This window comes from Promicromonospora sp. NPDC110617 (assembly GCF_055598465.1).
The window spans coordinates 912,505-935,472 of the sequence record NZ_JBVKBM010000002.1 but is presented as its reverse complement, the minus strand read 5'-3'; the positions used below and the strand labels follow the sequence as shown (position 1 = coordinate 935,472).

Here is a 22,968-nt window from a genome sequence, read left to right as displayed (position 1 = left end):
CGTTGCCGAGGCCGCATCGAATCATCGAAAAGACACCACACGTCCTGGTTGCGAGGCATGGCCGGGGTGCGTGCACTACCTTTGGCGACGGAGGGCCCGACGGCGGGCCGACAGAAGAAGGACCGACCCGGCGCACGCGTGCCGGACAGAGAGAGGAACGATCAACCAAGTGAGCACGGACACCCAGGGCGCGGGGCGCCTCGGCTTCGAGGCCGGCCAGGTCGTGCAGGAGTTCGGCTGGGGAGACGACGTCGACGAAGCACTCCGCGCCGAGATCGAGAAGATCATCGGCAGCGAGCTGGAGGACGAGGACTTCGGTGACGTCACCGACGGCGTCATCCTCTGGTGGCGCGACGACGACGGCGACCTCACCGATGCACTGGTCGACGTGCAGACCGTCCTCGACGACGGCGGCCTGATCTGGATCTTCACACCCAAGCCCGGCCGCGACGGCGAGGTGGGCCACGGTGACATCCAGGAGGCGGCCACCACCGCCGGCCTGCAGACCACGAGCACCTTCGCCATCGCGGAGGACTGGTCGGCCACGAAGCTCGGCTACCGGGGCCGGGGCAAGTAGCCGGTCATGACCGAGCTCTCCGGCGCGCCCGCTGCGACGGTGGCGCTGAAGCCGGGTGACCCCGCACCCGACTTCACGCTCCCTGACACCCACGGCACCCCGACCACGCTGTCCGACCTGCGTGGCACCCCGGTGCTGGTGGTCTTCGTGCCGTTCGCCTTCTCCGGCACCTGCACCGGCGAGCTGTGCGAGCTGCGCGACAACATCGAGGACTTCGAGACCGCCGGTGTGCGTCTGTTCGTGATCTCGACCGACGCGGTGTTCACGCTCAAGGCGTGGCAGGCCGCGGAGGGCTACCAGTTCGACCTCCTGTCGGACTTCTGGCCGCACGGGGACGTCGCACGGGCCTACGGCGTGTTCGACGAGGGCTCGGGCATCGCGCTACGCGGGTCGTTCCTGATCGACGCCGACGGGATCGTCCGCTGGACCGTGGTCAACCCGCGCGGACAGGCGCGTGACCTGGAGGACTACCGGCGGGCGGTCGAGGAGATCTGACCCTGGCCCGGCCGAAAATCTGGCCGGGTCGCGGGTGCGGGGCAGGTATTGTTGTCCGCTGCTGGTGTTGTGCTGCCGAGGCAGTGCTGCCGGGGCTCGTAGCTCAGTTGGTTAGAGCGCCACGTTTACACCGTGGATGTCGGGGGTTCGAATCCCTCCGGGCCCACCTACCGCTCTTTTTTGCGGCGTGACCTGCGGCGACGACGGTGTCGCCTTGCCGGACCGCTGTGGTGTGAGAGGCGCCGACTTCGGTGCGTGACTATGTGTGCTGCGCACTGCCCTGCCCGTGCGGGGTGCGGGCCGGTGGCCCAAGGTGGTCGAACGTAGGGGTAGTCGCACTCTGAGCGCTCAGAGCGCGACTACCCCTACGTTCGACGCCGCTGCGCACGGAGATCGACCGCTGATCAGACGGCGAACAGCAGGCCCGCGCTGATCAGCACGACCACGGCCGTGGCGAAGTGGATCCCGAACGCGACCGCCTTGCGCCCGCCGTGCCGCAGCACGATCACGGTGTCACCGAGCGGCGCCACCGCGACGGCGAGCATGAACCAGCCGGCGGCGTGCGCCCCGGCGAACGCGAGCAGCGTCAGGCCCACGATCCCGAACGTGGCGTCCCGCAGGCCCTTGATCTCGAGGTAGGCGCGGTCCTGCGTGGCCGGGACGCCGTAGCCGGCCGCGGCGTCGAAGGGGCTGAGCAGGAACCGCGCCCCGATGAAGAGGATGAACAGGTTGAGGACCACGGCCAGGGCGTATGCGACGACGGTCATGTCAGGTCTCCTTGCTAGCACTGATAGGTGATATAGCAACGCTAGCAGAGCAGGGACAGATTTCCTAGCAGTGCTAGAATCGAACCATGGCAACAGGGACGCGCCGCGAGCGCGAGCGGGCTCAGCGTGAGGACCTGATCGTCAAGGCGGCGCGCGAGCTGGCCGAGGCAGAGGGCTGGGACGCGGTCACGACCCGCCGGCTCGCCGCCGAGATCGAGTACAGCCAGCCGGTCCTGTACAGCCACTTCAAGGGCAAGAACGCCATCATGACGGCGGTGGCCGCCGAGGGGTTCGGGGAGCTGGCGACCGAGCTGCGTGCCGCGCGCACCGCTGCCGCCGGCGTGCCGGAGGCGCTGGCCGCGGTCGCGGCGGCGTACACGGACTTCGCCCGGAAGCGTCCGGCGCTCTACGACGCGATGTTCACGCATACCGTCGAGATGCAGTTCGCCAGCGAGGACGGCCCGGCCTACCTGCGCGAGGGGTTCGGCGAGCTGCTCGCGGCGGTCGAGCCGCTGGCTGGGGATGACGACCCGGGCGTGCTCACCGAGACCTTCTGGGCGAGCCTGCACGGGTTGGTCATGCTGGAGCGCAGTGGCCGTCTTCCGCTGCCGTTGCACGACCAGCGGCTGGAGCTGCTGCTTGGGCGGTTCGCGGTGCGGAACGGCTGACCTCGCCAGGCGCCGCCCCGTCGGGCGCCGTCACGGCGAGGGTCAGCTTGCCGTGCGCGCGGCGGCCGATCGCGCGGCCTCGGCGGCTTCGTGGAAGTCGGCGACGGCTTCACCGTGATTCCTGGCCCAGTCCGTCAGGACCTCGATGGGCTCGATCAGGGTTCGGCCGAGCGTGGTCAGGCTGTATTCGACCTGCCGTCGCGTCGGAGCGTGCCGTTCCACCAGGCCGTAGTCCTGCAGGCGCCGAAGCGTCTGGGTCAGGACCTTGCGCGAGATGCCGCCGATGAGCTCGATGAGCTCGCCGTGACGCCGGGGACGGCTGCTCAGTCCGAACAGCACCAGCACGGCCCACTTGTCGGAGATGATCTCGACCGCCAGGCGGGTGGGGCAGTCGGCGAGGAACACGGATCCTCCGGAGTCCTGCATGGCATCAGAAGGTACCAGTCGGTAACTCAGCGATCCGTAGCGTCGTCCGGACCAGCACCTGGAACGAACGAAGGAGAGAAACATGCCACGAGTCGTCGTGTTCGACGTGGTGGGCGGTCCGGACGTCCTGCGCATCGTCGACGAACCCGCCGTCGAACCAGGAGAGGGCGAGGTGCGGGTCAGGATCGAGGCCTTTGCCGTCAACCCGCTCGACGCCATGACGCGAGCGGGCCAACCGCCGATGACGGCTCCGCTACCCCACGCACGGCTTGGTGTCGAGGGCACCGGTGTCATCGACGCGGTGGGTGCCGGCGTCGACTCGTGGTCCGTCGGCGATCCGGTGATCCTGGCGGCCGTGCCGGATGCACACGTCCGAGGCAGCTACGCCGAGTACACGACCGTTCCCGCGGACCGCGTCGTCGCACGCCCGGCCGGTCTCGGGATCGTGGAGGCGGCGGCGGTCTGGGTCGGGTACTCCACCGCGTACGGTGCCCTGGTCGAGACGGCGGGGATGCGGCCTGCCGACCGGGTGCTGATCACTGCGGCCGCCGGTGCCGTCGGCAGGGCGGCCATCCAGGTCGCGAACCAGATCGGCGCGGTGCCCATCGCTGTCACTCGGCGTACGTCGGCCGTCGATGAGCTGTTCGCAGCCGGCGCTGCGGCCGTCGTCGCCACCGACCGCGAGGATCTCGTGGACGCGGTACGTCGCCATACCGACGGTACCGGTGCCGACATCACCCTCGACCTCGTCACGGGGCCGGGGCAGCGCGACCTCGCCGAGGCGACCCGGTCCGGCGGCGTTCTGGTCCCGGCGGGCTTCCTCGACGCGCGCCCCACGCCGTCCGCGGTAGACGGACCCCGCGTGCTCGGCCGATACCGGGGCTTCGAGCACACGACAGATCCCGTGGTCGTGCGGCGGATGGCCGCCTTCCTGACCGCCGGTGTGCGGCTCGGTGTCCTGGCCCCGGCCGTCGACGCGGTGTTCGACCTGGCGGACGTCGCGGACGCGCACCGGCACCTCGAGTCCGGGCGGCGCGGCGGCGGGAAGATCGTCGTCACCGTCTAGGTCGAGGACGGCGCGACGGCGCCCGTGTGTTCCACGGGCGCCGTCGTCGCGGTGGGATCTTCTAGAAGAAGTTGCGCGGGTCGAACTTCTCCGCAATGTCGGAGAGTGACTGGCCCGCCTCCGAGACCTGGTCCCCGACGCCGGACACCGCACCCTCGGCCGTGCCGGCGAGGTCCTCGACGCCCGTGGTCGCCTGGCCGAGGGCGTCCGCCCCGAAGCCCTCGACGCCTGCCGTGGCCTGATCGACGGCGTCCGCGCCGAGGCCCTCGACGCCGGCGGCGGCCTCGCCCAGCGCACCGGCCCCGTACTCCTCGACTCCGGCCGCGGCCTCGCCCAGTGCGCCCGTGCCGAACTCGCCGGCCGCCGCCGTCAGCCCCTCGACGTCGACGCCCGCCGCGAGCGACTCGAAGTCGACGCCGAGGTTCGCCGCGTTCTCCAGGATCGGGCCGGCGACGCTGCTGATCACGGCCCCGGCCGCGACGGCGCCCAGGATGCCGACCGCACCCACGGCGACACCCGCGACGACGCCGCCCGTGCCGACCTTGGCGAGCACGGACCTCATGGAGCCCGGCCGGCGCGCCTCGGTCCGGGCGGCCGCCCGGGACAGCTCGACCGGGTCGGCGGAGCGGGGCTGCTCGTGCGGCGGGAGCTCCGTCTGCATGCGCTGCAGCACCTCCTGGCGCTGCGCGGGCGTCAGCCGCGCGAAGGACTCGGCGTGGATCCGCTCGATCTGGTGCGGGTCGGCGGTCTGCATGAGGTAGTCGTAGCGGGCGATCGCCTGGCGGTCGGCGTCGGTGGCTCCCGGTGCGCCTGGCCGGCCCTGCGCCGTGGCGGGGTAGCCCTGCTGGGGTGCCGGGTAACCCTGCTGCGCGCCGGGGTAGCCCGGCTGCTGCCCGGCCGGGTAACCCTGACCCGGCGCTCCCTGCTGCTGATCGCGTCCGGTCACCGCCCCGGCGATGTCCTGGAGCGTGGACTGCCAGGACCGTTGGCCCGTGGATCCACCCTGCGGTGCGCCCTGTTGTTGCTGCTGCCCGTTCTGCGAGTCGAGCATCTTCTTGGCCAGGCCGATCATGTTCGTGAGCTTGGACATGCGGTCCGTTCCTTCCGTCGGGCGGAAGGACCACGCTTCCAGGCCATCATGAGAAGGAGGTGAGACCAGGATGAGAGATTCACCCGGTGGCCTGGCGATATACCCCGTGATCAGCCATTGTGTGGACCAGGCGGGACGGCCGGACGACCACCGAACGACGGAGGCACAGTGCATTCCCATCTCCCTGGACCCGGCCGCCGCACCCCGGTGAGCACCTACCGGCTGCAGCTCGGCCCCGACCTGACGTTCGCGGACGCCGAGAAGGCGCTCCCGTACCTCGACACCCTCGGCGTCACCGACCTCTACCTCTCGCCCGTGCTGCAGGCCGCGCCGGGTTCCACGCACGGGTACGACGTCGTGGACCACACGCGGATCAGCGACGTCCTGGGCGGTCGGGAGGGGCTCGAACGGCTCGCGGCGGCAGCGCACGCGCGGGGGATGGGCGTCGTCGTCGACGTCGTCCCGAACCATATGGCGGTCCCGACGCCGGCCTGGCACAACCGCGCCCTGTGGTCCGCGCTCAAGCACGGTCACGAGTCCCCGTACGCGAAGTGGTTCGACCTCGACATCGCCGCGGGCGAGGGGCTCCTCATGCCGGTGCTCGGCGCGCGGATCGGCACGGTGCTGGCGGCGGGGGAGCTCACGCTCGACCACGTCGTCGTGCCCGGGGACGACGACGGCCCCGGTGAAGGCGAGGCGCAGCCCGTGCTGCGGTACTACGACCACCTGTTTCCCGTGCGGCCCGAGACCGAGGACCTGCCGCTCGCGGAGCTGGTGGGCCGCCAGCACTACCGGCTCGCGTACTGGCGCGTGGCCGACGAGGAGCTCAACTACCGGCGTTTCTTCGACGTCGGCACTCTGGCGGGCATCCGCGTGGAGGACGCCGACGTCTTCGAGGCTACCCACGCGCTGCTGTTCGAGCTGTTCGACGCGGGCGTGATCGACGGCTTCCGGATCGACCACCCCGACGGGCTGGCCGACCCGCGCGGCTACCTGCGCCGGCTGCGCGAGGCGACCGGCGGGGCGTGGGTCGTGGCCGAGAAGATCCTGGAGGAGGGCGAGGCGCTGCCCGACGACTGGCCCGTCGCCGGGACCACGGGCTACGACACGGCCTGGCGGCTGCACGGCCTCCAGGTCGATCCCGACGGCGCAGCCCCGCTCGCCGCCCTGATGCAGGAGCTGACGGGCGAGCGGGCGAGCCTCGACGACGTGATCGAGCAGGCCAAACGGCAGATCGTCGAGACCTCCCTGTACGCGGAGACCCATCTGCTGACCACCATGGTCGCGGATATCTGCCGCGAGGACGTGCGGCTGCGCGACCACACCTTCCGGTCGCTGCAGGACTGCGTGGTCGAGCTTGTTGTCGCGTTCGGCCGGTACCGCGCGTACGTCGTGCCGGGGGAGGCGGCTCCGGCGGAGGCGGAACGCGTGGTGCGGGAGGCGGCCGACGTCGCCCGCTCGCGCCTCGACCCGGACCGGCACGACACGCTGGACCTCGTGGTCGACCTGGTGCTCGGGCGCGAGGCCGGTTCCGCGGGCCGGCGGGACGAGGAGCGACGCGCCGAGTTCGTCGTCCGGTTCCCGCAGGTGTGCGGCGCCGTGATGGCCAAGGGCGTGGAGGACACCGCGTACTACCGGTGGACCCACCAGGTCAGCCTGTGCGAGGTGGGCGGGGCGCCATCGCGCTTCGGTGTCGGGCCGGACGAGCTGCACGAGCACGCGCGGCACCTGGCCGAGTCGTGGCCCGCGACGATGACCGCGGGCTCCACGCACGACAGCAAGCGGGGTGAGGACGTGCGGTCCCGGATCGGGGCTGTGTCGTCGCATGCCGATGCGTGGATCGGACTGGTGCGGCGGCTGCGGGAATCGACGTCGGACGTACGGCCTGCCGACCTCGACGGGCGGACCGAGAACCTGCTGTGGCAGACGCTCGCCGGGACGTGGACCGCTGACGGGCCGATCGAGGCCGAGCGGCTGGCCGCGTACCTGGTCAAGGCGTCGCGCGAGCAGAAGGCATGGACCACGTGGACGACGCCGGACCTGGCCCGTGAGTCGGAGCTGGTGCAGTACGCGACCTTGCTGCTCGACCAGCCCGAGGTCGTCGCAGGCTTTGCCGACTGGGTCGAGCGGGTGACGCCGACCGTCCGGCGGTCGGTGCTCGCGACCAAGCTGCTCCAGCTCACGGTGCCCGGCGTCGCCGACGTCTACCAGGGCACCGAGGTCACCGGGACCTCGCTCGTGGATCCGGACAACCGGCGGCCCGTCGATCTGGAGGGCCTTGCGGCTGTCCTGGAGTCGTTGGACGCCGGGCGGACGCCGTCGGGCCTGGCGGAGGAGAAGCTGGTGCTGACGGCCGCCGCGTTGCGGGTTCGCCGGGCGCATCCCTCGGCGTTCGTGGGCGAGGACGCCGGGTACGAGCCGCTGCCCGTGACGACGGGGCGGGCGGTCGGATTCGTTCGACTCGATGCTGCCGGGCCGCGGGTGGCCGTCGTCGCGACGCGGCTCGGTGACTCGCCCGGGTTGGCCGACGCCTCCGTGGTGTTGTCGGAGCCGGGCTCGGGGGAGAGGTGGTGCTCGGTGCTGACCGGGTCGGTCTTCGCCGGCGGGGCCGTGCGGCTCGGGGAGCTGCTGGGGCCGTGGCCGGTGGCGCTGCTCGTGGCGGAGGCGGCATGACCGCGCCCCTGCGGGTCTGGGCGCCGTTCGCGTCGCGCGTCGACCTCGTGCTGCCGGCGACCGGCGCGACGGAACCCATGGTGGCCGACGTCGGCGGGTGGTGGACCGCTTCGAGCAGCCTGCCGCCCGGCACCGACTACGCCTTCTCGCTCGACGGCGGACCCCCTCGCCCCGACCCGCGCAGCCCCTGGCAGCCCGCCGGGGTGCACGGCCCGTCGCGCACCTTCGACGCTCGTGCGTTCTCCTGGACCGACGGCGGCTGGCCCGGCCGCGACGTCCGCGGCGCCGTCGTCTACGAGCTGCACGTCGGGACATTCACGCCCGAGGGCACGCTCGACGCGGCCGTCGGGCGCCTCGACCACCTCGCCGACCTCGGCGTCGACCTGGTCGAGCTCATGCCGCTCGCCGCGTTCGGCGGACGGCACGGCTGGGGGTACGACGGCGTCGCGCTGTGGGCCGTGCACGAACCGTACGGCGGCCCGGCCGCCCTCCAGCGCTTCGTCGACGCCGCGCACGCGCGCGGGCTCGCCGTCTGCCTCGACGTCGTCGACAACCACCTCGGCCCCTCCGGCAACTACCTCGGCGAGTTCGGCCCTTACTTCACCGACCAGCACCAGACGCCGTGGGGCGCGGCCGTGAACCTCGACGGCGACGGCTCCGCCGAGGTGCGGGCGTTCGTCGTCGACAAGGCGCTGCGGTGGTTCCGCGACTTCCACGTCGACGCGCTGCGGCTGGACGCCGTCCACGCGCTCGTGGACGACTCGCCGCGGCATGTGCTCGCGGAGCTGTCGGACGCCGTTGCTGTGCTTGCTGCCGATCTGGGGCGGCCGTTGTCGCTGGTAGCCGAGTCGGACGCCAACGATCCGCGGACCGTCACGCCTACTGGAGTCTCGTTCCAGGGGCGGCCCGGGTACGGGATGACGGCGCAGTGGGCCGACGACGTCCACCACGCGCTGCACACGCTGATGACCGGCGAGCGGCAGGGCTACTACGCCGACTTCGGCACCCCGGAGACTCTCGCCACAGCGCTGACCGGCGTCTTCGTGCACGACGGCGGCTGGTCCACCTTCCGCGGCAAGCCCTGGGGCGCGCCCGTGCCGGACGACATGGACCGGCGCCGCTTCGTCGTCTGCTCCCAGAACCACGACCAGGTGGGCAACCGCGCGCTCGGCGACCGGCCCTCCCGCGTGCTGTCGCCGGGGGCGCTCGCGGTGAGCGCGGCCGTGGTGCTGCTCGGGCCGTGCACGCCGATGCTGTTCATGGGCGAGGAGTGGGGCGCGACCACCCCGTTCCAGTACTTCTCGGACCACGAGGAGCCGGAGCTCGCGGCGGCGATCTCGCGCGGGCGGGCGGCGGAGTTCGGCGGGCACGGGTGGGTCGAGCTGTACGGGGCGAATGTGGTGGTGCCGGATCCGCAGGCGGCGTCGACGTTTGAGGCGTCACGGTTGGACTGGGCGGAGGCGTCGTCGGAGGGCGGGGCGCGGATGGTGGAGCTGTACCGGGGGTTGGTGGAGCTGCGGCGTGCGGAGGCGGCTGTGGCGTCGGGGGATGTGGGCGGGACGTCGGTGCGGGTGCAGGACGGGGCTGTGGTGATGACGCGTGGGGCTGACGTTGCCGACGGCCGGGTCGACGTGGTGCTGGCACTGGAGGAGGGACCGGTGTCGGTGGTGGTGGAGCGGGATGGTGAGCCGGCGGTGGTGGTGCTCGACTCCGGGGTGGTGCTCGGGGGTGAGGCCGCGGTCGTTGAGGGTCGAGATGGGGCGGTGACCGTCTCGGTGCGGGGGCCGGGAGTTGTCGTTCTGCGGTAAAAGGGGCGCGCGTATCCGCGGGCGTTCCGTAGCCTCCCGGCATGCATGTACATCGGGCTTTCTTCAACCCTCCAGCGCTGCCGCACGACGAGGTGGCGGAGACGCTGGAACGGGCGATCGGCGACCGTGCCTTTGAAGGCGAGGCGGCGGATGCCTTGGTCGGAAGTGCCTTGAACGACAACGATCGGGAGTTCGTCGAGCACTGGTGCATGCAGGTCGGGACTCGGGCCGTGCCCGGCAGCCCGTTGCTCGGGCTGGCCGGTCTGTGCCTGGGACACACAGCTCGGCGGTTCGGACATCTCAGCGCTGAGGCTGTTGCGCTGGTGCACTCCTTGGCGGCGCGGGCCGAGGCGGATCCGGTGGACGTGGACACCCGGGCGTTGGACGGTCTCGACGACGTCCAGGATTACCTGCATCTCGGGTGATGTGGACGCGTGAGGAGATTGATTCCCCGGGGTAGTCTCCCGCCGTGACTGGTTATGAGTCTGTCGAAGTGCGCGATGACGAGTACGACGGCGGGCAGCACTACAACCGTCTCCGAAACGAGATCCGTGAACTTCCGACCCGCGAGCTCGAGCAGTATCTGCTCGCGCTGTGGCGCCTCATCGATCAGCGAAGCCCGCGTTCCATCGGCGAGGACTTGTTCTTCGAACTTCTCCGCAGCGCGTTCACGGCCGAGGCACCTGAGTTCGATGAACGCTGGCTGGCATCGGTGAAACCTCCAGGTTGGCCAACGGATGATGGCTTCGCCGACGGCGGGCTCGAATACACGCGTGCAGTCATCCGCTTCCAGGCCGCGGAGCTGCACCGCATGCGTGGCAAGCAGCTCGCGGACGAGATGCGGTTTTTCGGCGTCTGGTCCGAGACTCATCATCGCTGGTACAACTTCGACCCCCATTCGTTGCTGGAATGCGGTGCCGCCGGCCTGTGGGACGGGGAGCAGCCGGTCGTTTGGAGTTGGGGCCTGGTCGGAGAACTCCTCGAAACCGGTCGTGTCTACGAATGACGTTCGCCTTGAACAGGCGGCGATCACCCGGTGACGGGGGAGCTGTCTCGGCGTAGGTTCTGGGCGCTCGGTCCAGTCAGGTAGGCCTGTTCGAGGAGGGTCAGCGCGAAGCGTGCGGCGTCGCGCAGCTCCTCGCGGCTCGCGCCCAGCTCCGCGCGAGCCGACAGGCCGTGCCACAGGGTCTGCACGTGCTCGGCGACCATCGCGGCGTCCGTCGTCGTCGCCAGGTCTCCCTCCCGGACCGCCTGCTCGATCCGGGCGCGGAGCCGCGCTTCGTCGGACCGCTGTAGCTCCGCGACGTAGGCGCGGACGTCGAGCGTCGCGGAGGTGTCGGCCATGACCGCGCTGCTCGTGAGGCATCCAGGGTGGCCCTGGTCGGTACGGCTGAACTCGTCCACGGAGTCCATCAGCACGCGTTCGAGGACGCGCTTGATCGACGGCTCGGCCACGGCCTGGTCGTAGATCGCGCTGTAGCGGAGGGCGTAGGTGCGGACGGCCTCGTCGAACAGCTCGGCCTTGGTGCCGAACGCGCCGTACAGGCTGGAGGTCGAGATGCCCAGCGTAGCCGTGAGCATCCGCGTCGAGGTGCCGGAGTACCCGTGCCGCCAGAACAGGTGCGCTGCCTCGCGCAGGGCCCGGTCGCGGTCGAACGAACGCGGTCGGCCCACAGGGTTCTCCGTCACGTTGACGATTATAGAGCGTTCGCTCCATAATCCAATTATGGAGCGAACGATCCAGAAGGTGATCCCGGTGTCGGGCAGCAGCGTGAGCATCGACGTGTACGGCGACCCCGACGCGCCCGCGCTCGTGATGATCCCCGGCGTGATGGCAGACGCCGCCGCGTGGGGTGCTGTGGCACGGCGCCTGAGGGGCTGGCAGACCGTCGTCGTCCTCAACCGGCGCGGCCGCTATCCCTCCGGGCCGCTGGGGGACAACTACACGCTCGGGACGGAGATCGAGGATGCCGCCGCCGTGCTGCGCGAGTTCAGCGACGTCCGCACCCTCTTCGGGTGGAGCTACGGCGGTCTGATCGCGCTGCACCTGGCCAACCAGGTGCCGGTGCCCCACCTGATCGCCTACGAACCCGTCATGGCGCCGTTCGGGGCGACCGCGCTGCCGGCGCTCCGCCGTGCGCACGATGACGCGGACAGTGACGCGAGCGTCGAGGTCGCACTCCGTGAGGTCACCGGAATGGGTGCCGACCAGATCGAGTCCCTGCGCTCGCAGAACTCTGTATGGGCAGAGCTGCGACGACTGGCCGCCCCGATCTATGCGGAGACGCTCGCGATCAACGGGGCTGCTGCGGCTGACTCGCTCGCTGTTGCGGCCGCGCGGGTCGACCTGATCGTCGGCGAACGGAACCGGGGCCGGGCGCCGTACGGGACGTCGTTCGACGACGTGGCTCGTCGTATCGCCGGTGCGAACGTGCACGAGCTTGCCGGGCAGGGCCACCTGGCGCACCTGGAGGCTCCTGAGCTGCTGGTCGGGCTGCTCGACAAGCTTCGGGGGCCGGTGGGCTGAGTGTTGACAGGTCGTCCTTTCCGGGTCATTTCCTCAGGGGGAGGCCGTGTGCGCCGTGGTATCCCCTGTAAGTTGGCTGCCTGTGGGCGTAGAGCAGCAGTTGCGGTGAGCACATCAGAACTTCGGGGCGTCATCGCGCGGCTGTTGGTCGCGGATGCCCGCGAACGCGGATTGGCAGCTGATGGCGCTGTCGACTGGCCCGACAGTCTTGACCTCAGAACTGGGGATGTGATGAGCAGGGCCCTTGAAGTTGCGCTCCTTCTCGAGGAATCACAGGAGGCGCTTGAAGCCCAGCTTCACGCTCTGGCAGAACTGGCCTCGTGGAACCTCGTTCCTCGCGACGTGCTGCAACGAGTGCTCGATTGTCGGCCGTGGACGGAACTGTGGGCTATCGAGTACGTGGACCATCTCAGAGAAGAACGTCATTGCCCCTGAGGCCAGCCATGCCGATCCCTATCGCTTCTTGGAGATCGTGATCGGAATCGGGATGACTCATCGGTCCGCCGCATAGAGGTCGATCCACACCTCGTCCGGCTGGTTCCATTCGTCGTCGTGGTGGCTGACGACCACTCGGGTACGGCCGCCGGGGGCGGGCAGAAGGATCTCGCCCTCGGCATCACCGAGGCCCAACGACTTGCTCGGGGTCTCCAGGATCGTCTCGACGACCACGGCCCGCTGCGGCCGTGCGAACGCCGAAGGATGGTCGAGATAGATGGTGACGAGCGCCGGTCCTAGCTCGTCGGCTCCTTGGTCGTCGGCCTGCCAGTCGACGTCCGAAGCGTTCCGGACCCGGATGCAGAGCCCGAGCGGCGACGTGATGACGGGGGCCTCTCCGTCGACCTCGGGGATCTCACCGTCGACGGGGTCGTTGAGGAAGGCGACGCCCCAGCCCCAGTCCCGGGTGTGAGTGAACGGCCACGGCACGAGATCCAGGGCGCGGTCCAGCGCCATGCGCGCGGCGTTGATGGACGGGGCGTCTGTCCCGGTAGCGAGCCGAAGGTCGAGCGCGCGGCGGAAGTGGACGGCCGCGTGCGGGTAGTCCCCGACGGCGAACAGTGCCTCGCCGAGATGCCGGACCGCGACTTCCTCGCCTGACTTGTGCTCGTGGCGGCCGACGAGCATCTTGAGGATCTTGATCGCGGTCGACGTGTCGCCGCGGGCGCGGATCACGTCCGCCGCGAGAACCTGGAGCCGCAGCGACGTCGGATCGGCGTCGATCAGTGGCTTGAGCAGCGACGCCGCGCGGTCCGGATCTCCCGACCACAGGACGACGAGTACTTCCAGTGCCGGGTCCGTGGCGTTCGCTGCACGGAACGCGGCCTCGTCGTCGAGCACAGGCTGCAGCGTGGAGGGGTCGGTGTGCCAGCCAGGCTCGGCGGCGATCGTGCTGGTCATGACGGTCATTGTGCTCCGCGTGGCGAGTGGAGTGCTGGCCGCGACGTCGTGCGGCTGACAGGATCTGCGGGTGCCACGCAACCCTGACCTGACCATTCATCCCGAGCAGCGAGTCGCACTGTGCGCCGACAGTCTTGCCGGGTTGTCGGTCGGCGACGCGCTCGGTGCCCAGTACTTTGTCCCGACCAACGAGCCGGCCTTGCTCCTCGGGGACGGGACGGTCCCGGCCGGTCCATGGCCCTGGACCGACGACACCGACATGGCCTGCACCGTCGCCGTGGAGCTGATCCAGCACGGAGAGGTCGACCGCGACCGGATCGCTCAGAACTTCGCGCAGCGGAGCGATCCCTACCGTGGTTACGGCGCAGGCGCTGTCCAGGTGCTGCGTCAGATCCGCGACGGCGTCCCGTGGCAGAAGGCCACCATCGCCGCGTTTCCCGCCGGGTCGTTCGGCAACGGGGCGGCTATGCGCGTCCCACCGCTCGGCGCCTACTTCGCCGGTGACCTGGACCGTGCCGCAGGGCAGGCGATCCGTGCGTCGGAGGTCACTCACGCGCATCCAGAGGGGATCGCCGGGGCTGTTCTCGTCGCGGTGGCGACGGCGTTCGTGGCTGGCGCGACGATCGGGAACGTCATCCCGAAACCGGACGAGGTGCTCGACAGCGTCGAGCCATACCTGCTGTCCGGGGCGACGGCCAAGGGCGTGGTCGCCGCGCGCGACCTGCTCGGTGCGTCGGTGGGTGAGGCCGCCTGGAATCTCGGGAACGGGTCACGCGTCTCGGCGCAGGACACCGTGCCGTTCTGCCTGTGGGCCGCGGCCACCTACCTGTCCGACTACCCCGCGGCGGTCAAGGCCTGCGTCGAGGCCGGCGGCGACGTCGACACCACCGCTGCGATCGTCGGGGGGATCGTGGGCGCGTACACCGGGCTCGGTGACAGGGATGGCGTCGTCGGCGTGCCGAGTGCGTGGCTTGGCCAGCGCGAAGAGCTGCCTGAGTGGGTGCCGACCGAGGCGTTGCGCTCCGCGAGCTGATCGCGGTGTTGTGTCTCGCCTCGGTCGGCATCCGGACTGTTACTCGCCCGCGGCCGCCGGCACCCGCGTCGTCCCCGCCGGCACCGCCTCGCACACCGTGCCCGCGGCGGGCAGCACGCCGTCGATCAGCGCGGCGTCCACCGCGGAGTCGATGCACGGCCCGCTCGTGCGGTACGAGGTGTGGCCCACGCCCGTCCGCGTGAGCAACACGGCGTCCTCCAGGCGCTCCGTCATGGCCTGCGCCCAGTGGTACGGCGACACGTTGTCCACCTCGCCGCCGACCACCAGGATCGGCGGGGCGCCCGCACCGGTGAGCTCGTCGGTGAACCGGTCCTCGTTCGTCGTCGGCCAGAACGCGCAGTTCAGCGCGCTGTACGCGGCCCGGCTGCCCAGGCGCTCGCCGCGGGCGGCGATCTCGCGCGCGGCGGCCCGGTGCTCGCCCAGGTTGCGCAGGGCGGGCCAGTCCGCGCAGCGGACGGCGGTGTGCGGCTCCTGGAGCGTGGCGAACGGGCCGCCGAACGGCGCGACCGTGAGGTTCGCGACCATGAAGTGCAGGAACGTCCCGTTGCCCTGCTGGGCGGCGAGCAGGCCCGCGGTGAGCGAGGGCCACAGCGTGCGGACGCCCGCCGCGGCGCGGATGCCCTCCAGCGCCATGGCGCCGTCGAGCGTGCCGCCGGGGGTGAGACCCTCGACCGGAGCGACCTGCAAGGGCTCCCGCTCGAGGTCAGCGATCAGGGCGTCGAACGCGGCCTCCGGGTCGCCGTCGCCGAAGGGGCACGCCGCCACGCCTTCGGCGCGGCACGTCTCGAACCAGAGGTCGAGCGTCTCCTCGTTGGACCGGGCGACGTCGTCGAGCAGGCGCAGCGGGTCGTTCTGCCACAGGTCGGTGTCGACGGGCGCGTCGATCACCATCTGGCGCACCCGCTCGGGGAACAGCGTGGCGTACATCGGACCGACCACCGTGCCGTACGACGCGCCGTAGAACGTGATCTGCTCCTCGCCGATCGCGGCGCGCACCTGGTCCAGGTCGCGGGCGACGTTGTCGGTGGACATGCTCGCCAGGAACGCGCGGTCCTGGTGCGTGGCGCAGCCCTTGGCGAAGGTCCGGGCGTCCCTGACGAGCTGGCCGAACGGCTTGCCGCCGGGGAGAGTCGGGTCGCGGTCCTCGGCCGCCTGCGCGGCCCGCTGCTCGTCGGTGAGGCACCGGACGGCGTCCGACTCCCCGACACCCCGCGGGTCCATGCCGACGACGTCGAAGCGCGCCACGACGTCGGGCGAGAACGGGCCCTTCTCGCCGGTGGGGTCGATCGACCGGACCATGTCGGACGCCGGCACGCCCGGGCCGCCAGGGTTGACGAACAGGCTGCCGATGCGGCGGTCGGGGTCGGTCGCGCGGTGCCGGACGATCGCGAGCGGGATCTGCTCGCCGTCGGGCTCGGCGTACTCCAGCGGGACCTCGACGGTGGCGCAGTCCAGGCCCGGGCCGCACTCCGCCCAGTCGATCGGGTCGGGGGTCGGGGCTGTCGCTCCCGGGGCGGATGGGGCGCTCGGGGAGGCGGGCGTACCGCTCGCGGCGGACGCCGTCAGCGCGCCGCCTGCGCCGGTGGCGCACCCGGACACGGCCAGGGAGACGACGGCGAGCACGGCGGCGAGGTGCAGCGCAGCGTTCGGGGAACGGGTTCGTCGTGTGGATGAAGGCATGCGATCGACCCTAGGAACGCCGTCCGACCTGGACTATCGGCCGATCGGTCCGGACCTGCCGACCGAAGTCGGAGCCGCATCCCCCGTGCTGGTCACTCCGGTCCGTCGGGGGAGTCGAGCCCCGCCTCCTGCACCAGCAGCGCCACCTGCACCCGGTTGTTCAGGCCGAGCTTGGCGAGGATCGACGACACATGGGTCTTCACCGTCGTCAGGCCCAGGAAGAAACGCGCCGCGATCTCCGCGTTCGACCGCCCCGCCCCGATCTCGATCGCGACCTCACGCTCCCGCTCCCCGAGCGCGTCGAGGCGCTCGCGGGCCGTCGCGCGGCGGTCGTCGTCGTCCGACTCCGCGACCTTGGCGATGAGCCGCCGCGTCACCTCGGGGGAGAGCACGGGACGCCCTTGGGCCGCGTGCCGGATAGCGACGACGAGCTCGTCGGGCGGAGTGTCCTTGAGCAGGAACCCCGCAGCCCCGGCCCGGAGCGCACGCAGCACGTGGGCGTCGGCGTCGAAGGTGGTGAGCACCATGACCTGCGGGGCGGGGGAGTCACCGCGCAGGATCTCGGTCGCGGTGAGGCCGTCCGTGCCGGGCATCCGGATGTCCATGAGCACGACGTCAGGGTGGTGCCGCCGAGCCAGCTCGACCGCCTCGGCGCCGTCGCCGGCCTCTGCGACCACGTTGAGGTCGGGGGCGCCGTCGAGCATCATCTTGAGGCCGAAACGGACCATGGCGTCGTCGTCGGCGATGAGGACGTCGATGGTCGGCTCGTCGCCGGGAGCGGGATGGGTCACGTCGGCCAGGGTAGGCGCAGGCGGACGCGCCAGCCGCCTCGGTCGGTCGGGCCGTGGTCGAGGGTGCCGTTGACGAGGCGGGTGCGCTCGGCGAGGCCGCGGAGTCCGGTCCCGGAGCCCGGGGGGTGTCCGGGCGTGGCCGCGGGGCGCGCGTTGGTCACCTCGGCGACGACGACGTCGTCGGGCCGCCCGGTGATACGGACGGTGACGGGCGCGCCCGGGGCGTGCTTGCGGGCATTGGTCAGGGACTCCTGCACCATCCGGTAGAGCGTGCGGCCCTGCACGTCGGGGATGGTGCGTTCGCCGGTGGTGAGGTCGGCGTCGTCCTGGAGGGTGACCTTTGTGCCTGTGGTGCGGGCGTCCTCGATCAGTTGGAGGACGTCTGTTGCGGCCGGCATCGGCAGCTCGCCGACGGGGGCGCGGAGCACGCCGATGACATCGCGCAGGTCCTGGAGGGCGCGGTGCGCGTTCTCGCGGACCACCTCGGCGGCGCGGCCGACGTCGTCGGGCGGCGCGGTGCGCGCGTAGGCGAGGGCGCCGGCGTGGACGCTGAGCAGGGAGAGGCGGTGGCCGAGGACGTCGTGCATCTCGCGCGCGATGCTCTGGCGGGCCTCGCGCTCGGACTGGTCGGCGCGGAGCTGGGCCTCGACCTCTGCGGCTGCGGCACGTTCGCGGAGGGAGGCGACGAGGGCTCGTCGGTTGCGGATGTTCAGGCCCCACGCGACCGTTGCGGCGCTGCCCAGGGCGATGATGATGAAGACGGTGACGGGTGGGGTGGTCTGGTCGGGCCAGATGAGCTGGTAGGTGCTGAGGGCGGTGATGCTGATGGCGCACACGGCCGCTGTGGCACGGAGCGAGCTGTGGATGGCGACCGTGAAGAGGGCGACGATCGCGGCTCCGCTGACCGTCTCGGAGTAGATGCTGGTCGCGGCCAGGGCTAGGCCGATCTGGACCGGGTACGTGCGGCGCCACCAGAGGGCGATGCAGCCGAGGAGGCCGGTTGCGCGGTCGGCTATGAGGAGAGCGGCGGGGAGGGGGGTTGGTTCGTTGGTCTGGATCTGGAAGGAGACCAGGGCCAAGGCGAGGGCTATCGCTATGAGGGTGGTGTCGGTGAGGCGGTTTCTCCAGGGCTCCCGAGGGCGGGGCTCGTGAGTGGGTGCGGCAGTGGGCATCGGGTTGAGCCTAGGCGTGGTGTGGCGTCGGGGCGGGGCAGAATCAGGCTCATGGACGACGCCACCACCATCGAGTCCGTCAGGGACCGGCTCCGCGATTTCGCTCGTGCCCGGGACTGGGGTCAGTTCCACACGCCGAAGAACCTTGCGATGGCGCTGGGTGGCGAGGTCGGCGAGCTTCTCGCGGAGATGCAATGGCTCACGGACGACCAGGTCCACGAGAAGTTGGCCGACCCGCACACGCGTGGCGAGGTCGAGGAGGAGTTCGCCGACGTCTTCCTGTACCTGGTCCAGTTGGCCGACGTCTGCGGCGTGGACCTGGTTCAGGCCGGCCACGCGAAGATCACGCGGAACGACGGGCGCTTCCCTCCGCCCCAGCCTGCTTCCTGATCGGGCGAATCGCCCGCGGTCTTTCGACCTGTGCGCCCCTGACCTGCCTAGACTCGACCTGCCTACGCGGCATCGACGGACTTCCGGCCCGACCTGCGGACATGTCCCCGCCGCACGTTCATTCGTGCTGCTCAGGGGACGTACTTGTCGGTCATCCGCTATTCGGCGGCGTCGTTGTCGTCGTCGCTCACCTCAGACTCATCCTCCGTGGAGACGCATCTCGCAGACCAGCTCTCGCGTCAGGGCGTGCATGTCGGCGAGGGGGAACGTCGTTCGTGGCGTAACTCGCTGCCGGCCCTCGCCCGGGATCTCAGTGATGCCGGCCTGGACCAGGTCGAAGTGGTGCTGGAACATCGGCTCCCGCTGACCTCGAAGCGAACCGACGCGATCCTCGCCGGGGTGCACCCGCGAACGGGCGATCACTCCTATGTGGTCGTCGAACTCAAGCAGTGGAGCGAGGCGCACCTGTGGGAGGACGACGACGCGCTGATCGAGATCGATGGCGCCCGATATCTCTCGTCGCACCCAAGCACCCAGGTCGCCGGCTACGTCCAGTACCTGCGCGATTTCTCCCAGGCGTTCGAGCACACCCCTGACCAGCTTCAGGGCGTCGTGTACCTCCACAACGCGACCGACTTCGGCGTCGGCGATCTGCTTGCCAGCAAGGAACTAGCGCGGGCACCGATGTTCACCGGTGAGCGTCGCAGCCAGTTCATCGCGCACCTGCAGTCACTGCTTGCCAAGGATGCGTCGGGCGCTGAGGCCGCAGACCGGCTCATTGGCTCCAAGACCGCACCCTCGAAGCAACTCATGTCTGTGGTGGCCAAGGAAATCCGCGAGCAGGAGCAGTTTGTTCTCCTGGACGAGCAGAAGACCGCGCGGGATCTGGTGCTGCACCAGGTGAAGAAGGCGGTGTCCGCCGACTCCAAGGCGGTCGTCCTGGTGACGGGCGGCCCGGGTTCGGGCAAGTCAGTGATCGCGCTGTCGCTGATGGGCGAGCTGGCCCGTGAAGGCCGGACAGCGATTCACGCGACGGGTTCGCGCAGCTTCACGCAGACGCTTCGGAAGGTCGCGGGGAAGGGCTCCACGAGGACGCAAGGCCTGTTCAAGTACTTCAACAACTTCATGGAGGCCGAGCGCAACGGTCTTGAGGTGCTGATCCTGGACGAAGCACACCGCATCCGAGAGAAGTCCGTGGACAGGTATACCCGCAAGGAGCTCCGCGAGCGGGCGCGAGCGCAGGTCGACGAACTGCTTGACGCGGCTCGCGTGCCCGTCTTCCTGCTGGACCAGAACCAGGTGGTGCGGCCCGGCGAGATGGGCACGCCTGACGACATTCGTCTCGCGGCGGAGGCCAAGGGGCTGGACGTGCGTCAGATCGACCTGACGGACCAGTTTCGTTCCGGTGGCAGCCTCGCGTACATCGAATGGGTCGAGCGGCTGCTCGGTCTGCGTGATGTCGAGGACGGGCCGCAACTATGGGACGGCGTCGACGAGAATTTCGAGGTCGATGTTGTGGGCTCGCCTGAAGAACTCGAGGCTCGGCTACAGGCCTATCGCAACGCCGGCAAGGGTGCGCGGATGACGGCCGGTTTCTGCTGGCCGTGGTCAGATCCGCGCGGCGATGGGTCGCTGGTTCCGGACGTCACGATCGGCGCGTGGCGTCGTCCGTGGAACCTACGTGGTGAACGCGCAGTGGGCGGGGCGCCGCCGTCTGCGTTGTGGGCGACTGATCCTGCCGGATTCGGCCAGGTGGGGTGCGTGTATACGGCGCAGGGGTTCGAGTACGACTGGAACGGGGTGATCCTCGGGCCGGATCTGGTCTGGCGGCAGGCGGCCGATGCAGGCCGAGGTGCCTGGGTTGTGCGGCGAGCCGAGAGCCGCGATGGCGAACTCACCAAGAAGAGCGTCACCGATGCGCAGTTCGAGCGGCTCACTCGCAACACCTACAAGGTTCTGCTGACGCGGGGGATGGTCGGGACGTTGATCTACTCGACGGACGAGGAGACGCGGGTGTTTCTTCGGTCGCTGGTGTCTGCGCGACGTCTGGTCACATGATCAACTTCTGAGACCGGTCTCCCGGCTTCTCGGGAGTCGAACCTGGTCAGAGGCCCGGATCCGCGGAATTCCGCGGATCCGGGCCTCTTCGCGTCCTGGGGTGTCGTGGACACCTATGGACGTGAACGGTCCCAAATTCCCGCCACTTATGGCACGGGGATGGCACGACGGCGGACACGAACCAGGAGGTTGACCGATGGGGATGACCAGGAGCGATACGACGGCCAGGCAGCGTCGCGAGGCATGGGGGAGCCTGCGGAGGCTGCCCTCCAAGCGCTGGCAGGCCCGCTACACGGGGCCGGACGACAAGACGTACTCGGCCCGGACGGATGACGACAAGCCGCTGACGTTCCTCACCAAGGGAGACGCTCGCGAGTGGCTGAACATGATGCACTCGTCGATCAGCCGAGGGGAGTGGCTCCCGCCCGGCGAGGCCGTCCGACGGCGTCGGGCCGCCGCGGAGGCCGCAGCCGCACGCGACGTGACCTTCCGCGAGTACGCCGAGCGGTGGCTGGAGCGCATCGCGACCGAGCCCGGCAAGGGCGGCAAGCTCCGCCGGCCGGGCACTGTGCTCGCGTACCGAGGGCGGGTGCGCAACTACCTCATGACGCCGCTCGGGGACGTGAAGGTCCGCGAGATCGACACTGACCGCGTACGAGCCCTCGTGATCAAGCTCGTCGCCATGCCCTCGGTGCTCAAGGAGGACGCCCGGCACAACGGCATCGCTGGCGACGCCGTCGACGTGCTGAAGATGATCCTTCGTGCGGCGGTGCGTGACGGGCTGCTTGCGAAGATGCCCGACGTGCCGACGCCTAGCCGCAAGTCCGTGCGGCACGACGACTCCCACACGCCTGAGGACGACGTCGCCACGCCGACTCAGGTCGACGCGCTCTACGACGCCGTGCCGCAACCCTGGCGGATCGCCGTGCTGTTCGCCGCGTGGTGCCAGCTGCGGCGCGGGGAGGTGCTGGGGCTGCAGCGGCACGACATCGTCTGGAACGCCGATCGGACTGCGGCGATCCTGCACGTGCGGCGGCAGAAGAACGGAAGTACCGGCAAGCTCTCGGAACCGAAGTCGGACAGCGGACGCCGGTCCATGGCCGTGCCTCCGCTCATGATCGAGCGGTTGCGCGAGCACCTTGACGAGCACGTGGGGCGGGGACGGATGGCGCCCGTGGTGCCGGGTGAAGCGCGGGGCAACCAGTACCTGTCGGCGTCGCGATGGAACGACATCTGGGCGGGTGCTCGGGGCGCAGTGTCCGGGCTTCCGGACGGCTACCGGTTCCACGACCTGAGGCACACGGGGCTGACCCGGATCGCGCAGGAGGGGGCGACGCTCGCCGAGCTCATGCGGCGTGGCGGGCACTCCGACGTGTCGGTGGTGCTGCGGTACCAGAAGGCGACGATGGCGCGGGACATCGAGCTCGCTGCGCGGATGAGTGTGACTGCGGGGGAGGAGATCCGGGTGGAGATGGAGCGTGCAAAGTTTGAAAGGGACGGGGCTGCTTGACGCTCGAGTGGCTGGACCTCCCTCATCAGGAGGTCCAGCCGCGGTGATCGCAAGGTGTGCGATGCCGCCGTCGGTCTGGGGCTCACACGGAACGTGCTGACGGGATCGTGACCACAAGGGTCTGTGTCAGTTCATCAAGGTCGACCCGGATGAGCCGGCCTACTCGGTAGCCCGCGATGGTGCCATCTGCGATTCGGCGACGCAGCGTCTTGACGGACACGTGAAAGTACTCAGCGGCGACGCCCAGCGGGACTAGGCGGGTGGGTTGGGCGGGTGCTTGGCTGGTGTGCGGCATGGTGGCTCCTTCCGGGAGTCCGCGCTCTACGCCACAGGTGTGCAGCGAACTCCGGCGACGAGGCGCGAGCAATCGGAACAGCACTCACTCGGGGCCCACTTGCGGTGCACTGCGTGATGGCTCGTAGATGAGCGCCGTGGGTCGGTTACGAAGCCGCGTGACGGGAGTAGCGCCTTGCGCACTTGACGCCCCGGTCCCTCCGTCGGGATCACGCCCGCCCTCCACCAAAGACGGTTGAACCGTGGAGTGTCGCGCTGGGTTCTGATCGCTAAAGGGTGACGGCGACACGCTCGGCCTGGATGGGCCGCTGCTTGCGTTCATCTGCGTGAGTCCAGGTGATCAGAAGCGGCTCTCTGGTGGCCGATTGTCCGATATTTCCGATCGATATTATGGGTTATTTGCCCAGGCAGCCGCCGATCTCACCCGGGTGAAGTCCGCGCGATCTAGTTCGCGAAACGATCCGATGACTTGTCCGATTGGATACGGTTTCGCGGTCTTGGCCCCACTGTCCTGGTGGTGCCTTTGC

23 protein-coding genes and 1 tRNA gene are annotated in these 22,968 nt (G+C 70.1%); 15 read left to right on the top strand and 9 right to left on the bottom strand.

Translation table 11 applies throughout. From position 1 onward, the window contains the following. The first annotated feature begins 169 nt into the window (after positions 1 to 169). From ACZ7LE_RS14795 to ACZ7LE_RS14785, 3 genes are all read left to right on the top strand, one after another. Positions 170 to 577: a DUF3052 domain-containing protein gene (locus tag ACZ7LE_RS14795; RefSeq protein WP_285103975.1), complete on the top strand. Its 408-nt coding sequence runs from the start codon at positions 170 to 172 to the stop codon at positions 575 to 577. A 6-nt stretch (positions 578 to 583) separates the two neighbouring features. Beyond that, the gene (locus ACZ7LE_RS14790) at positions 584 to 1,072 is read left to right on the top strand and encodes a peroxiredoxin (RefSeq protein ID WP_357477790.1); all 489 of its coding nucleotides are present in this window, start codon (positions 584 to 586) and stop codon (positions 1,070 to 1,072) included. Between the two features lie 92 nt (positions 1,073 to 1,164). Next, a tRNA-Val gene (locus ACZ7LE_RS14785) sits at positions 1,165 to 1,238 on the top strand. A 238-nt stretch (positions 1,239 to 1,476) separates the two neighbouring features. Here the strand turns inward: ACZ7LE_RS14785 and ACZ7LE_RS14780 are convergent. Further along, positions 1,477 to 1,839 carry a DUF4267 domain-containing protein gene (locus ACZ7LE_RS14780; protein WP_470404011.1) on the bottom strand — a complete coding sequence of 121 codons (363 nt, stop codon included), beginning with the start codon at positions 1,837 to 1,839 and terminating at the stop codon, positions 1,477 to 1,479. 86 nt (positions 1,840 to 1,925) lie between these two features. On the opposite strand from ACZ7LE_RS14780, the gene ACZ7LE_RS14775 reads away from it, so the two are divergent. Beyond that, a complete protein-coding gene (locus ACZ7LE_RS14775; protein ID WP_470404010.1) occupies positions 1,926 to 2,507 on the top strand; it encodes a TetR/AcrR family transcriptional regulator in 582 nt (193 codons plus the stop codon). A gap of 42 nt (positions 2,508 to 2,549) precedes the next feature. On the opposite strand, the gene ACZ7LE_RS14770 is transcribed toward ACZ7LE_RS14775, so the two are convergent. Continuing rightward, entirely contained in the window at positions 2,550 to 2,912 is a 363-nt protein-coding gene (locus tag ACZ7LE_RS14770; RefSeq protein WP_470404009.1) for a winged helix-turn-helix transcriptional regulator, read from the bottom strand. Positions 2,913 to 3,015: 103 nt separating this feature from the next. On the opposite strand from ACZ7LE_RS14770, the gene ACZ7LE_RS14765 reads away from it, so the two are divergent. Next, on the top strand, positions 3,016 to 3,999 hold the full coding sequence (locus ACZ7LE_RS14765; protein ID WP_470404008.1) for a zinc-dependent alcohol dehydrogenase family protein: 984 nt from the start codon (positions 3,016 to 3,018) through the stop codon (positions 3,997 to 3,999). 61 nt (positions 4,000 to 4,060) lie between these two features. Here ACZ7LE_RS14765 and ACZ7LE_RS14760 read toward each other — a convergent pair whose 3' ends face one another. Next, positions 4,061 to 5,089: a cation-transporting ATPase gene (locus ACZ7LE_RS14760; protein ID WP_470404007.1), complete on the bottom strand. Its 1,029-nt coding sequence runs from the start codon at positions 5,087 to 5,089 to the stop codon at positions 4,061 to 4,063. A gap of 168 nt (positions 5,090 to 5,257) precedes the next feature. Here ACZ7LE_RS14760 and treY point away from each other — a divergent pair, with 168 nt between their 5' ends. The 4 genes from treY to ACZ7LE_RS14740 are packed head-to-tail and all read left to right on the top strand — an operon-like array spanning position 5,258 to position 10,576. Next, positions 5,258 to 7,762: a malto-oligosyltrehalose synthase gene (gene treY, locus ACZ7LE_RS14755; protein ID WP_470404006.1), complete on the top strand. Its 2,505-nt coding sequence runs from the start codon at positions 5,258 to 5,260 to the stop codon at positions 7,760 to 7,762. Then, positions 7,759 to 9,570 carry a malto-oligosyltrehalose trehalohydrolase gene (gene treZ, locus ACZ7LE_RS14750; RefSeq protein ID WP_470404005.1) on the top strand — a complete coding sequence of 604 codons (1,812 nt, stop codon included), beginning with the start codon at positions 7,759 to 7,761 and terminating at the stop codon, positions 9,568 to 9,570. Before treY ends, treZ begins: the two co-directional genes overlap by 4 nt. 41 nt (positions 9,571 to 9,611) lie before the next feature. Continuing rightward, positions 9,612 to 9,995, top strand: coding sequence for a hypothetical protein (locus ACZ7LE_RS14745; protein ID WP_470404004.1), 384 nt, complete (start codon positions 9,612 to 9,614; stop codon positions 9,993 to 9,995). Between the two features lie 44 nt (positions 9,996 to 10,039). Beyond that, positions 10,040 to 10,576, top strand: a complete 537-nt coding sequence (locus tag ACZ7LE_RS14740; protein ID WP_470404003.1) for a hypothetical protein — start codon at positions 10,040 to 10,042, stop codon at positions 10,574 to 10,576. A gap of 23 nt (positions 10,577 to 10,599) precedes the next feature. On the opposite strand, the gene ACZ7LE_RS14735 is transcribed toward ACZ7LE_RS14740, so the two are convergent. Then, positions 10,600 to 11,259 carry a TetR/AcrR family transcriptional regulator gene (locus tag ACZ7LE_RS14735; protein ID WP_470404002.1) on the bottom strand — a complete coding sequence of 220 codons (660 nt, stop codon included), beginning with the start codon at positions 11,257 to 11,259 and terminating at the stop codon, positions 10,600 to 10,602. Positions 11,260 to 11,296: 37 nt separating this feature from the next. On the opposite strand from ACZ7LE_RS14735, the gene ACZ7LE_RS14730 reads away from it, so the two are divergent. Continuing rightward, entirely contained in the window at positions 11,297 to 12,097 is an 801-nt protein-coding gene (locus tag ACZ7LE_RS14730; protein WP_470404001.1) for an alpha/beta fold hydrolase, read from the top strand. Positions 12,098 to 12,202: 105 nt separating this feature from the next. Beyond that, positions 12,203 to 12,532 carry a hypothetical protein gene (locus ACZ7LE_RS14725; RefSeq protein ID WP_470404000.1) on the top strand — a complete coding sequence of 110 codons (330 nt, stop codon included), beginning with the start codon at positions 12,203 to 12,205 and terminating at the stop codon, positions 12,530 to 12,532. A gap of 57 nt (positions 12,533 to 12,589) precedes the next feature. Here ACZ7LE_RS14725 and ACZ7LE_RS14720 read toward each other — a convergent pair whose 3' ends face one another. Beyond that, positions 12,590 to 13,432, bottom strand: a complete 843-nt coding sequence (locus ACZ7LE_RS14720; protein WP_470403999.1) for a tetratricopeptide repeat protein — start codon at positions 13,430 to 13,432, stop codon at positions 12,590 to 12,592. A gap of 130 nt (positions 13,433 to 13,562) precedes the next feature. On the opposite strand from ACZ7LE_RS14720, the gene ACZ7LE_RS14715 reads away from it, so the two are divergent. After that, positions 13,563 to 14,525 (top strand): ADP-ribosylglycohydrolase family protein, encoded by a 963-nt coding sequence (locus tag ACZ7LE_RS14715; protein ID WP_470403998.1) that lies wholly within the window; start codon positions 13,563 to 13,565, stop codon positions 14,523 to 14,525. Positions 14,526 to 14,564: 39 nt separating this feature from the next. On the opposite strand, the gene ACZ7LE_RS14710 is transcribed toward ACZ7LE_RS14715, so the two are convergent. From ACZ7LE_RS14710 to ACZ7LE_RS14700, 3 genes are all read right to left on the bottom strand, one after another. Further along, the gene (locus ACZ7LE_RS14710) at positions 14,565 to 16,226 is read right to left on the bottom strand and encodes an alpha/beta hydrolase (protein WP_470403997.1); all 1,662 of its coding nucleotides are present in this window, start codon (positions 16,224 to 16,226) and stop codon (positions 14,565 to 14,567) included. Positions 16,227 to 16,318: 92 nt separating this feature from the next. After that, entirely contained in the window at positions 16,319 to 17,017 is a 699-nt protein-coding gene (locus ACZ7LE_RS14705; protein ID WP_470403996.1) for a response regulator, read from the bottom strand. Further along, a complete protein-coding gene (locus ACZ7LE_RS14700; protein ID WP_470403995.1) occupies positions 17,014 to 18,189 on the bottom strand; it encodes a sensor histidine kinase in 1,176 nt (391 codons plus the stop codon). The genes ACZ7LE_RS14705 and ACZ7LE_RS14700 overlap by 4 nt, the downstream gene beginning before the upstream one ends. 51 nt (positions 18,190 to 18,240) lie before the next feature. Here ACZ7LE_RS14700 and ACZ7LE_RS14695 point away from each other — a divergent pair, with 51 nt between their 5' ends. From ACZ7LE_RS14695 to ACZ7LE_RS14685, 3 genes are all read left to right on the top strand, one after another. Next, positions 18,241 to 18,579 carry a nucleotide pyrophosphohydrolase gene (locus ACZ7LE_RS14695; RefSeq protein WP_470403994.1) on the top strand — a complete coding sequence of 113 codons (339 nt, stop codon included), beginning with the start codon at positions 18,241 to 18,243 and terminating at the stop codon, positions 18,577 to 18,579. A gap of 207 nt (positions 18,580 to 18,786) precedes the next feature. Continuing rightward, on the top strand, positions 18,787 to 20,637 hold the full coding sequence (locus ACZ7LE_RS14690) for a DNA/RNA helicase domain-containing protein (protein ID WP_470403993.1): 1,851 nt from the start codon (positions 18,787 to 18,789) through the stop codon (positions 20,635 to 20,637). 202 nt (positions 20,638 to 20,839) lie between these two features. After that, positions 20,840 to 22,147, top strand: a complete 1,308-nt coding sequence (locus ACZ7LE_RS14685) for a tyrosine-type recombinase/integrase (protein ID WP_470403992.1) — start codon at positions 20,840 to 20,842, stop codon at positions 22,145 to 22,147. An 82-nt stretch (positions 22,148 to 22,229) separates the two neighbouring features. Here the strand turns inward: ACZ7LE_RS14685 and ACZ7LE_RS14680 are convergent, their stop codons facing one another. Continuing rightward, entirely contained in the window at positions 22,230 to 22,442 is a 213-nt protein-coding gene (locus ACZ7LE_RS14680; protein ID WP_470403991.1) for a helix-turn-helix domain-containing protein, read from the bottom strand. Between the last annotated feature and the right edge of the window lie 526 nt (positions 22,443 to 22,968).